This window comes from Cellulosimicrobium sp. 4261 (genome assembly GCF_040546915.1).
GTDB classification, from domain to species: Bacteria; Actinomycetota; Actinomycetes; order Actinomycetales; family Cellulomonadaceae; genus Cellulosimicrobium; species Cellulosimicrobium cinnabarinum.
Genome location: NZ_JBEPOQ010000011.1, coordinates 117,989 through 129,634 on the forward strand (window position 1 = coordinate 117,989; position 11,646 = coordinate 129,634).

Below are 11,646 nucleotides of genomic sequence, written 5' to 3' on the forward strand. Positions count from 1 at the left end.
GCCCCGGCGCACACTGGCGGGTGTGAGCCTGGCAGCCCGTGCCCCGCGCCGAGCGCCCGCTGCCGCGCGGTGGGGGTGGGTCGTGGCCGCCGTCGTGGCGGGCCTGGCGTTCCTCGTGCGGTGGCACCTCGTCGGGGGCTCGGCCGGCATCGGCGGGTACCGCGGCTATGACGACGGCGTGTACTTCTCGGCCGCGGTGGCGCTCGTCCACGGCCGCGTGCCCTACCGCGACTTCCTGCTGCTGCACCCGCCCGGCTCGACGCTCGCCCTGACGCCCTTCGCGGCGCTCACCACGTGGACGAGCGACGACCACGCCCTGGTCGCCGCGCGCGTCGGCATCATGCTCGTCGGCGCGGCCAACGCCGTGCTCGTGACACGCGTCGCGCGCCGGTGGGGCACGACGGCGGCCGTCGTGGGCGGCGTCCTCTACGCGCTGTCGTACGCCGCGGCGTGGGCCGAGCGGCTCACGCTCCTCGAACCCCTCGGCTCCCTGTGCCTGCTCGGCGGGGTCGTGCTGCTGCTCCGGGGCCTCGACCGGCACCGGGAGGGCACCGGCCGCGAGCGCCCGTGGCTCTGGGCGGGCGGTGCCGTCCTCGGGCTCGGTGCGACGGTCAAGATCTGGGGCGTGGTGCCGCTGCTCGTCGTGCTCCTCTGGCTGCTGGTCGTCGCCGGGTGGCGCACCGCGGCCCGCGCGGCCGCGGGCGCCGTCGTCGCGCTGGTGGCGGTGCTCGGCCCGTTCCTCCTCGCCGCGGGGTCGGACATGGTCCGCATGGTCGTGCTCGACCAGCTCACCCGGCCCCCGGCGACGACGGACCTCGAGCAGCGGCTCGTGTGGCTCACGGGGACGGGCGGCCTGCGCGACCTCGTGCCGGAGCAGGAGCAGCTCGTGGTGGCGTGGACCGTGCTGGCGCTCGCGACGGTCGCCGCGGTCGCGGCGTGGGTCGGGCGGCGCGGGCGGCTGTGGGTCGTGCTGCTCGCGGTGCAGGTCGGCGTCCTGCTGCTCTCGCCGTCCGCGTACCCGCAGTACGCGGCGTTCTCGGCACCGGCGCTGGTCCTCGTCCTGGCCGCCGCGTGCTCGCTCCTGCCCCGCCCGGGCCGGGTCGCGGCGGGGGCGCTCCTGAGCATCGGCGCCACAGCCCTCCTCGTGGCCGCGGTGCAGACCGCACCGCGCATCGCCCCGTTCCCGACGGCCGAGGTGGCGGCGGCGCTCCCCGACGACGGCTGCGTCCGCGCCGACTCCCCCGGGGTCCTCGCCGTCCTCGACGTGCTGAGCCGCGACCTCGAGCGCGGCTGCGAGCTCCCGGTGGACCTGTCGGGGTACTCATACGACCACGGCGCGCGGGACGCCGCCGGCGAGCCGGTGCCGCGCCGTCGGAACCTCGCCTGGCAGGAGGAGGCGCTGCGCTACCTGACGTCGGGGTCGTCCGCCGTGCTCGTGCGGTCGACCGGCAACGGGTTCAGCGACGAGACCTGGCGCACCCTCGACGCCACGACGACGACCGTCCTCGACCGGCCGGGGGTGCAGGTGCTCGTCCCGCACGACGACGTCGCACGGCCGGAAGGCTGAGCCCGCGGCCCGCGACGGGGACGCTCAGGCGCGGGCCCCGTACCGCTCCACGGACTCGTGCCGAGGTTCCCCGGCGTCAGTCCGGCTCCCGGGCGGCGGCGATGCGCATCGTCACGTGGTTCGCGTACTCCGCGGGCTCCCGGTCGACCTGCACACGCAGCGGCCCTCGGGGGACGTCGAGGGTGCGCTCGTTCTCGGCGTCCCCGATCGAGAGGCGCCCGGACGGGCAGCTGAGCCGTCCGTCGAACTCCGCGACCCCCGTGGGCAGGGGCTCGCCGACGACGACGGTCACGGTGACCGTCGCCGACGGAGGATCCACCTCGTCGGGCCAGTCGTCCGAGACGTCGACGTCGGCGGCGTGGAGCACCGGCACGGCCAGGCAGGAAGGTGACGAAGCGATCGCCTCATCGCCGAGGTCCGGGGGAAGGTCGAAGGACTCCTGCTCGTCGAAAGCCAGGAGGAGGCCCCACCGGAACGGTTGTGTCCACTCGAGCTGCACCCCCGCACCGTATCGAAGGCACCGCGCCGCCCAGGCACGCCAGGTGACACCATCTCCGCCACCGTCGCTCCGGCCCGGTCACCTCACGGCGCAGGTCTCGCCACGGGGTCGTGGTCCGGTGCCGGGCTGCCCACGGCGTCGGGGTCGCTCGGGGAGTCCTCGGCCCGCGCCTCGTCCGCCCCACCCGCGGCACGCTCGGCGAGCGCGGCGGCGACGGCGGCGTCGACCGCGCGCTGCTGGGCGGTCCGCGCCCGGCGCCGCGCGCGGACGCGCCAGACGACGACCAGCGCCACGAGGGCGAGGAGGCCGAGCGCGACCCACGGCACTGCCCAGGTGGTGGCGGTCGCGACGACGCCCGGCACGACGACCTCCGGGTCGGGCACCGTCCCGGGCAGCGGCACGACCTCGCCGCCGACCGTCAGCGTCGCGACCTCGCGTCCGAGCGGCCAGACGCCGTCGACCTCGACGGTCCGCTCGACGGACGAGCCGGGGAGGAGCTCGGGCACGTCGACGTCGGTCGCGGACGTCGCGCCGAGCCCGAACGGACCGGCGACGCGGACGGCGGTCGCCGGCGCGACGCGCGCGTTGCCCTCGTTCGTCACGGTGAACGTGACGGTCGCGCTGCCGGGCGCGAACGGGTTGAGCGTGCCGTCGTAGGCGAGCCGCACGTCGTCGACCGCGAGCGCCGGGGCGAGCTCGCCCTGGACCCGCAGGTGGACGCGCGAGCCGAGCCGGCGGTCGGTCGTGACGCCGTCCTCGGCGACCACGACGAGGGACGACACGACTCCGGCGGCGTAGTCGCCCGGGGTCGCGTCGTCGGGCACGGTGACGGTGAAGGGGACCTCGACGCGCTCCTGCGGAGGGATCTCGACCTCGGCCTGGTCGAGGGCGACCCACGACCCGAGCGCGGTCGACTCCTCGCCCGCGGGCAGGAGGTCGAGCGTGCCGTCGTCGGTGAGGAAGCCGTCGGCGGCGTACACGGCGAGTGCGAGCGGGGTGTCGCCGTGGTTCGAGACGACGAGGCTGTCGCGCAGGGAGCCGCCGGGCGCGAGCGAGTACGCGAAGTTGGGACGGTCGACGCCCTGGGCGGTGTCTCCCGGGCGCACGCCCCACTGCACGGTCTGCGCCGGGTCGGGGGCGGGCGCGTCGTCGGTCGCGAGGGACGCCCGCGCGGCGGGCGCGACCTGGCGGGGGGCCGCGGCGGGCGCGGCCTCCCCGGGGAGCGCGGCGGCCGCGGGCGCGGCGAGGAGCGCGAGCGCGAGCAGGGGCCCGGCGAGCGCGCGCAGGGCGCGGGACGCGGGGGCGGGAGAGTTGCGTCGGTGGGTCATGCGCTCGGTCCTTCGTCGGTGCAGGTGGGGCGGCTCGGACGACGAGCCGCCGGCCCGGCCGGCCACCACGGCGTGCGTGGTGGCCGACCGGTCGCCCGGCCCGTGGCGGGCCGGGCTGCGGTGTCCCGCGGGATCAGCCCAGTGCGGTGAGCGTGATCGTCGCGGTGTAGGTGCCGCGCGGGGTGTCGAGCGGCATCTTGAGGTCGAGCTCGGCGCCGACCACGGACGCGCCGCGCGCGTGGCCCTCGTCGGCCCGCGCGAGGGTGCGCGCCTGCTTGAGGCCCTCGCCCTCGTCGAACCCGGACGCGACCGGCGCGCCGGCGACCGCGTCGCCGCCGTTCTCGATGACGCCCGGCGTCCAGCCGAGGTGCTTGCCGTCGACGGTCTGGCCGCCCGCCGTGAAGTCGGACACCTGGCCGGTGACGGACCACGCCGGGTCGCCCGCGCGCGTGTCCTGGACCCGCACCGGGACGAGCTGGCCCTGGGCCTGGTAGTAGCTGAGCTCCTCGGTGGCGACGCCGAGGTCGACGAGGCGCGACGAGCCCTCGAGCGACCACGTGAGCTCGCCCCCGGACTGCTGCGGCACGGTGACGGCCACGGCCTGGTCGCCCTCGGGCGCGGCCCCCGGCTCCTCGCCGGTGTGGTCGCCCTCGACGCCGCCCGCGGTGTTCCCGGGCCCGAAGACGGCGGCCGGGTCGTTGCCCGTGGCGCGGATCGTGCCCTGGACCGCCGTGCCCGCGACTCGCAGGTTGCCGGCGTTCCCGCTGAGCACGAGGTCGCCCGCGACCGCGTTGCCCCACTCGTCGGCCTCGCCGGACGCCGTCGCGCCGACGAGCAGGTCGCGCGCACCGTTGCTCACGGTGAGCGTGCCCCCGACCACGGCGCCCGCGACCGTCACGCCGAACGCGGAGCCGTCGAGCGTCGCGTCGCCGCGCACGGACGTGCGCAGCAGGTCGACGTAGGTCGCCTCCTGCGTGAGCAGGCCGCCGGAGACGGTCGAGTCGCTGATCTCGACGTCCACGCCCCCGGCCGCGACGTCGCCCCCGACCGTGAGGTCGTTGAGGTACAGGAACCCGTTCCGGGTGCCCGCCGAGTAGACGCTGACGTCCCCGGCGACGCTCGTGCCGTCGAGCAGCACGCCGTACGCGTCGGTCGCGACGACGTCGCCCCCGACGGTCACGGACGTCGCGTCGAGCCAGCCGCCGGGCTGGACCACGACGTCGCCCTCGACGGTCGCGCCGCCGAGGACGCAGTCCGCGCCCGCCGGGACGACGAGGTCGCCGCTGACGGTCCGGTCGCCGAGGTCGGTCGTGCACTCGACGTCGGCGGCCTGCGCCGCGGGCGCGACCGCCGTGGCCGTGGCCACCGCGAGCAGCGCGGCGGCCGGGACCTTCCACTTCCACTTCATGTGATGCTCCTTCTCAGGTGTGGTCGGTCCGCGTCAGCCGCGGAGCGAGGAGATCTCGCCGTAGCTGCGGCGGGCGTTGCCCAGGGAGTTGAGGGCGTTGCCGGGCTCGGCCACGGTCGCCGCGTTGTCCTGCTCGTACAGCCCGAACCGCTGCCCTCGGTCGCGGAGCTGGGAGAGGAACGCCTGGTAGGGGATGTCGCCGGCGCCGAACTCGATGATGTCGTAGCCGTTGCCGCTGGACTCGTTCGTCTTGCCGTCCTTGAGGTGCAGGATCGGGAAGCGGCGCGGGTCGCGCGTGACGTAGTCGATCGGCTCGAACCCGGGGTACAGGTGGCGGCCCACGTAGGCCCAGTAGACGTCCATCTCGAAGAACACGAGCTCGGGGTCGAGGTTGTCCCACAGCAGGTCGTAGACGCGCTGGTTCGGGTCGTCGCTGGTGAACGCCCACTCCTGGGCGTGGTTGTGCGAGTAGAGCTTGAGGCCCGCCGCGCGGGCCTTCTCGCCCATCTGGTTCCAGGTCTCGCAGGCCTGGAGCCACTGCGCCTTCGGGATGGGGCCGCCGTAGCCGCCCGCGATGGGGCCGCCCTGGCCGAGGTGCGGCATGCCGAGCGCGAGCGCCTTCTCGATCTCGGCGTCGATGTTCGCCGGCGTGAGGTTGACGTGCGCGCCGACGGCCCGCAGGCCGTTGTCGTCGAGCAGCTGCCGGATCTCCGGCACGGTGATCGCGCCGACGCTCCCCTGCGTGTAGCCCGCGAACTCGATCTCGGAGTAGCCGATGTCGGCGAGCTCCTCGAACACGGCCCGGAAGCCGAGCGAGCTGACCTTGTCCCGCACGGTGTAGAGCTGGATGCCGATGCGGTTCACCGGCACGAGCCGGTTGCGCCCGCCGGACGGCGCGACCGCCGTCGGGAGGGCGCCGCCGAGCGCGTTCGCCGCCGACGGACCGAGGGCGGCCCCCACGCCCACGGCGACCGACGACGCCGCGAGCGCCTTGAGCAGGTTGCGACGGGTCATCGGCTTGGCCGAGACCGTCGGGTGGTGGTGTGAACTCATGTCTCTCCTTCGAGGTGAGCCGCCCCGGGACCGCACCCGGGGACGCCTGGGGGCCGGTGGCCCGGGCGGGTCGCCCGGGCCACCGGTGGGACGGTCAGCTGCGGACCGTGAGGGTGAGGTTCACCGTGCTGGGCGCGACCCCGGCGGACCCCTGGTAGCGGGCCTGCACCTGGTAGGTGCCGGTCGCCGCGAGCCTGGGGAGCGTCACCACGACGTCCCCCGCCTCGTCGAGCGTTCCCGTCAGCGACGCGACGGTGCCGTTGTTCTTGCGCACCGTCACCTGCACGTCGCCCGTGGGCACGACGCCGGTCGACGACTCCACGTGGAGCGTCGCCTTCGCCGCGACGGCGGGCTTCACCGGGTTCGGCGCCACGCTGCCCGTCGTGGTCGACCGGGCCTGGGCCACCGTGAGGCGCACGGTCCCCGCCGACGCCGTGTAGACGCCGTCGGCGCCGTACGTCGCGGTGAGGGTGTGCGTCCCGACGGCGAGCGACGGGTCGATCGCGATCGTCGCCGTGCCGTCCGCGAGCGTCCCGCGCCCGACCTCGGTCTCGCCCGTGGTGAGCACGACCTCGCCCGTGGGCGTGCCGCCCTCGCCCGTGACCGTGACGACGGCCTCGCCCGGCGCGCCGTAGGAGACGCGCGCGGCGCCGACGGAGACCGTCGTGGCCGAGGCGACCGTCGGCTCGTCCGGGGCGTCGAGGTCGATCGTGAACGACACCGCGCCGGCCTCGGAGACGTTGCCGCCGGTGTCGGTCGCGCGGTAGAGCAGGTCGTACGCGCCGTCCTGCGAGAACGTCACGCCGTACTGCTGGTTCGCCGCGAGGTTCGTCCACGTCGCGCCCGCGTCGCGCGAGTACTGCACGCTCGCGACCGCGCCGTCGTCGGCGGCCTGCACGGAGAACCGCACCGGCTCGTTGAACACGCCGCCGACGCCCGTGGGCGCCTCCGGCGCGAGCGTGTGCGCGACGGTCGGGGCGGTGACGTCCGCCGCGCCCGCGCCCACCATGGTGATCGCGTCCACCGCGAGCTCGTCGGACGACGTCACGAACAGCGTGCCCGATCCCTCGGGGGCGTCGAACGTGATCTCCACGTCCTGCCAGCCCTCGCCCGCGGGGACGACGGCGGTCGCGAACGGCTCGGCGTCGGCCGCGCCCCAGCGGAGCTCGAGCTCGCCGCCGCCGCTCGCGCGGACCACGGCGCCGTCGATCCCGGCGAAGCTCACCGGGTCGTACCGCAGGAAGTCGCCCGCGCCGAGCCCGCGGACGGCGTTGCCGCCCCGCGCGGTCGCGTCGGCGAACACCTCGACGCCCTCGCGGCCGATCGCGTGCTCGCCCTGCTGCTCCTTCGGGTTGAGGCGCAGCGTCGCCTCGCCCGTGGCCGGCGGGAGGCCGTTGTGGCCCGCGTCGGTGTACGTGACGACGACCGCCCCGTACAGGAGCGCGCCCGGGCCGTGCTCGGGCGAGTTGGGGTCGGTGCGCCACGCGCCCGTGCAGCCCGTGCCCGTGGACTCGGGGTGCGCGTGCTCGTCGTGCCCGAGGCCGTACGTCCACGCGACGCGCGAGCACACGGTGCCCGACCCCGCCTGCGGGTCCTCGAAAGCGGCGGCGTACGCCTCGAGCACGTCCGCCACCATCTGCGCGGTGACGGCGCCGCCGGAGATCGCGACGAGCTCGTCGAGGGTGAAGCCGGAGGCCTCGCCCAGCGTCTCGGCGTCGACCCCTAGCGTCTCGACGAGGACGTCGTGCCCGATGGCGTCCGCGAGCCACTCGCCGATCTGGTCGCCCGACGTGAGGTGCGGCGTCGGCGCCTCGCCGCCGCCGAGGTCGTCCTCGGCGTCGGTCGTGGTGACCTTGTACGGGACGGCCTGGCCCCAGTCGAAGAACGCGCCGTCGGCCGGGTGCTCGATCGTGACCTCGGGCGCCTGGTTCCCGACGGAGATGACGCGCGACGTGAGCGAGAACTTGCCCGACGCGTCCGTGACGCGCAGGCGCGCCGTGTACGCGCCGATCTCCGTGTACGTGTGCGTCGTCCGGACGCCCTCGGCGTCGAACGTGCCGTCCCCGTCCACGTCCCACGCGTAGGTGAGGTCGTCACCCTCGGGGTCGGACGACGTCGACGCGTCGAACGTCACCTCGAGCGGTGCCTGCGACGACGACGTGGGCGTCGCGGTGAAGCGCGCCTGGGGCGCCTTGTTGCCCTCGGCGTAGTCGATCCGGTACAGGCCCGCGTCGGGGTTGGCGCGGAAGAAGCCGTCGCCGTAGTCGAGCACGTAGAGCGAGCCGTCGGGACCGAACTCGAGGTCCATCGGGTTGTCGTGCGGCGGCTGGCCCGCCGCGGCGAGCGCGGCGTTCGGCAGGAAGTCCTCGATGTGCGTGACGTCGAACGTCTCCCAGTCGACCGTGAACGCGGCGAGGTAGTCCTGCGAGAACTCGCCGAAGAACGCCTTGCGGTCCCAGTACTCCGGGAGCTTCGTCGTCGACGGGTTGTCGGCGTCGTAGTGGTAGACGGGACCACCCATCGGCGCCTGGCCGGAGCCGGAGCCGAAGCTCACGAGCTCGTCCCACGGCTGGTCGCCCGGGTTGTCGCCGTACCAGAGCGTCGCGGCGCGGGCCGGCGGCAGCTCGCGCAGGCCCGTGTTCCAGCGGGAGTCGTTGACGAGGTTCTCAGGGTCGAAGAACTCCCCCGGCGTGCCCGTCGCGAAGTCCCAGTCGTTGTAGGCGAAGTTGTCGCCCTGGACGTAGGGCCAGCCGGCGTTGTGCGGGTCGTCGAGCGAGACGACGTTCCACTCCACGAGGCCCATGGGCCCGCGGCCCGCGGTCTCCGCGACCACCTTCGTCGCGTCGGGGCCGTAGTCGCCCCAGGAGAGCGAGTTCGTCTCCGGGTCGACCTCGAACCGGAACGGGTTGCGCACGCCCATGACGAAGATCTCGGGGCGCGTGCCCTCGGTGCCCGGCGCGAACAGGTTGCCCTCGGGGATCGAGTACGAGCCGTCGTCCTCGACGTGGATCCGCAGGATCTTGCCGCGCAGGTCGTTCGTGCTCCCCGCGCCACGACGCGAGTCGAAGCCCGGGTTCATGCCGGGGGCGTCGTTGTTCGGCGCGAAGCCGTTCGCGCCCGGGGTGCTCGCGGGCGTGTTGTCGCCCGTCGTGAGGTAGAGGTTGCCGTCGCCGTCGAAGTCGATGTCCGCCCCGACGTGGCAGCACTGGCCGCGCTGCACCTCGACGTCGAGGATCACCTGCTCGCTCGCGAGGTCGATCGTGTCGCCCGTCCACTGGAACCGGGCGAGGCGGTTCACGCCCACCCAGCGGTCCCAGTAGCTCTCGTCCTCGCCCGCCGGGAGCGAGTTGGGCGCGTTGCCCGTCGGGGTGTCCGCGACGCCGTCGCCGTCCGCGTCGCGCGGCGCGTAGACGAGGTAGACCCACCCGTTGTCCTCGAACTCCGGGTCGAGCGCGACGCCCTGGAGGCCGTCCTCCGAGTTCGCGTAGACGTCGAGCGTCGTGACCACGCGCGTGACGCCCGTCGCCGGGTCCGTGAGCCGCACGTCGCCGTTGCGGGCCGTGTGCAGGACGCGCGAGTCCGGGAGGATCGCGAGGTCGATGGGCTCGCCCACGTCCTTCGTCAGCAGCACGCGCTCGTAGTTGGACCAGTCGAGCGCCGCCTCGGCACCCGGTTCCGCGCCGTGGTCGACGCCGTCGTGCGCGACGGCAGGTGCCGTCGCCGCGCCCAGGCCCGTGAGCGCGAGGGCGCCGGCGGCCAGAGCCGCGGTCACCCGCCGGTTCCGGCGCGTACGCCGGTCGATATCCTTCATCTGATGCCGCTCCTGTGAGGTTCAGTCGCCTGTGAGGGGTCATCCGGACCGGGTCGCCCCCGTCGCGCCAACGACGGAATCAGGGCGGCTCGGTCTGTCTGTGCTGGTGGGAGGGCTGCGCGCCCCCTGCCCGGTGGTCCTCCTCGTCTCGTCGTCGAGCGCGATCCCCCCGCACGTCGTCGTGCGGACGGAGAGTGCCACCACGTGCACCGGGGCACGCGCGGAGGCGGTCGGGCCGTAGCGGTCGGGTGAAATTCACCTACCACTCGGTCGTCATCCTACGAGGCTTCTGTCGGGTGTCAATCAAAAGTCGAAAGTCTGCCGATGCACGGACCGCAGGCAGGAACGCGGCGCAGATCGCGGCCTGGGTCCCCGCCGACACCTGGCCCCAGTTCAGCCCGGAGGAGTTCGTGCGCGCCGGGCTGCCCTCCGCCGCGGGGCAGTCGGCGCCGACGACACCCGGCACCCTGTACTTGCTGTCCGAGGAAGGCATGGCCAGCCCAGTCGTCACCACGCTCACCGTCGCCGTCGTGGAAGCGGCCGAGGAGCTGGCCGCACAGTCCGCCGGCGGGCGACGGGCGACCCCGCTCGCCGGCGTGCTCGACGAGGCCGCGAACGTGTGCCGCTGGCGCGAGCTCGCGCTCCCGGGCGCTGACCGCGCGGCGGTACGCCAGGCGAGGACCCGGCGCGCTTTTGACGTCCTCAGCCGCCGCGACACGTTGCTACCACGCCTTCGTCGCGTCGTCTCAGTAGTCGGTGACCTTGGCCTCGGCGACATGCAGGGCGCCCTCGCGTCCGCGAGGGTGTCGCGCGCGTCGTCGAGCTGGGCCGTCGCGCGGGCGTGCGCCGCCATGCGCCGTCCAGCGTCAGCGTGGCCCGCGCCTCGACGACCTCGGGTGGCTCGACGGTCGCCCGGCCGCCGGAGGCCGGCGCGTCGTCGGCGTCGACGTGATTGACCTCGATCGTCGGCTCGTACTCGTCCTCGCCGCAGTCGCTCACGGTGCCTCCTCGGGCGGTGTGGCGGCCGCGACGGCCGCCATCTCGTCGTGTGCTTCGCGCAGGGTGCGCTTGGTCTGCGGGTCGTTCGCCGCGACCGACGCCTCGACGGCCTCGCGGTGCGGGCCGACCATCCACGGGATGGTGCGGATGAGCGTCGGGCGGGCTCCGGGGACCGGGACGACGGCGCGGCCCTTGGGCAGCGCCGCGACGTCGGCCACGTCGAGAATGCGTTCTCGGTGCAGTTGCTGGGAGACCGTGCGCTGCCCGCGCCCCGTCGACGTCGAGGACGAGAGCCGGTCGTAGTCCCCGACCATCCGCGAGAGGTCCTCGAGGAAGTTCGCGACGCTCACTCCCCCGCCGTAGACCGTGACGTTGGACGCTCCACACAGATCTCTTCATGCCGGACTCGCCCCAGACCTCCACGCGCTGGGACCAGCTCTGCAGCACGGTGTCTAGGACGATCACGCGCGATCCGTAGTGCGAGTAGAGGTTGGGCAGCTCGAGGACGCTGTCGCCGTGGTCCACCACGCCGACCAGGACCTCGCCCACGCCATCGACCAGGCACGGCCCGTCGTCGAGCACGCGGCGACGAGGACGGCGCACCGACGCTCTACTACGGGTCGGTCGACGAGTTCGTGCGCGAGTACCTGCGCAACGTGTACCGGCGCCACATCGCCGGCCGCGGAGAGCACCGGGTCTGGGCCGCCGAGTGGTGGAAGTACGACGAGGCCGTGATCCGCCTCGAAGCGCTCTGGCGCGCCTGGGAACACCTACACCAAGACCCCGCCACCGGCATGAGCGTGTGGTGGCGCGACCACGCCGACCACCACATGGCCATCCTGCTCGACCCACAGAACGGCCCGTTCGGCCCCGTCGACGGCGAACACGGGACTGCTGCAGGAACGGTTGACACGGGGTTAGTGGTGATCATGCCGCAAGGGCGGCGTTCTGGGCGGTGAAGGCGAGCTCGTACTCGACCGG

Annotated in this window: 8 protein-coding genes; 2 read left to right on the forward strand and 6 right to left on the reverse strand. The window is 74.3% G+C overall.

The features are described from left to right. The first annotated feature begins 22 nt into the window (after positions 1-22). Positions 23-1,567 (forward strand): glycosyltransferase 87 family protein, encoded by a 1,545-nt coding sequence (locus ABIE39_RS14325; RefSeq protein WP_354052278.1) that lies wholly within the window; start codon positions 23-25, stop codon positions 1,565-1,567. A 76-nt stretch (positions 1,568-1,643) separates the two neighbouring features. Here the strand turns inward: ABIE39_RS14325 and ABIE39_RS14330 are convergent, their stop codons facing one another. The 6 genes from ABIE39_RS14330 to ABIE39_RS14360 form a co-directional block, all read right to left on the reverse strand. After that, positions 1,644-2,066, reverse strand: coding sequence for a hypothetical protein (locus tag ABIE39_RS14330; RefSeq protein ID WP_137281308.1), 423 nt, complete (start codon positions 2,064-2,066; stop codon positions 1,644-1,646). Between the two features lie 83 nt (positions 2,067-2,149). After that, positions 2,150-3,394, reverse strand: coding sequence for a WxL protein peptidoglycan domain-containing protein (locus tag ABIE39_RS14335; RefSeq protein ID WP_354052280.1), 1,245 nt, complete (start codon positions 3,392-3,394; stop codon positions 2,150-2,152). 133 nt (positions 3,395-3,527) lie between these two features. Beyond that, positions 3,528-4,802, reverse strand: a complete 1,275-nt coding sequence (locus ABIE39_RS14340) for a hypothetical protein (protein ID WP_354052282.1) — start codon at positions 4,800-4,802, stop codon at positions 3,528-3,530. A gap of 33 nt (positions 4,803-4,835) precedes the next feature. Next, positions 4,836-5,855 carry a sugar phosphate isomerase/epimerase family protein gene (locus ABIE39_RS14345; RefSeq protein WP_034651214.1) on the reverse strand — a complete coding sequence of 340 codons (1,020 nt, stop codon included), beginning with the start codon at positions 5,853-5,855 and terminating at the stop codon, positions 4,836-4,838. 94 nt (positions 5,856-5,949) lie between these two features. Beyond that, positions 5,950-9,627, reverse strand: coding sequence for a PQQ-dependent sugar dehydrogenase (locus tag ABIE39_RS14350; protein ID WP_354052284.1), 3,678 nt, complete (start codon positions 9,625-9,627; stop codon positions 5,950-5,952). 1,034 nt (positions 9,628-10,661) lie between these two features. Beyond that, positions 10,662-11,015: a DEAD/DEAH box helicase family protein gene (locus ABIE39_RS14360; protein ID WP_354052286.1), complete on the reverse strand. Its 354-nt coding sequence runs from the start codon at positions 11,013-11,015 to the stop codon at positions 10,662-10,664. A 120-nt stretch (positions 11,016-11,135) separates the two neighbouring features. On the opposite strand from ABIE39_RS14360, the gene ABIE39_RS14365 reads away from it, so the two are divergent. Beyond that, on the forward strand, positions 11,136-11,624 hold the full coding sequence (locus tag ABIE39_RS14365) for a DUF4913 domain-containing protein (RefSeq protein ID WP_354052289.1): 489 nt from the start codon (positions 11,136-11,138) through the stop codon (positions 11,622-11,624). The last annotated feature ends 22 nt before the right edge of the window (positions 11,625-11,646 follow it).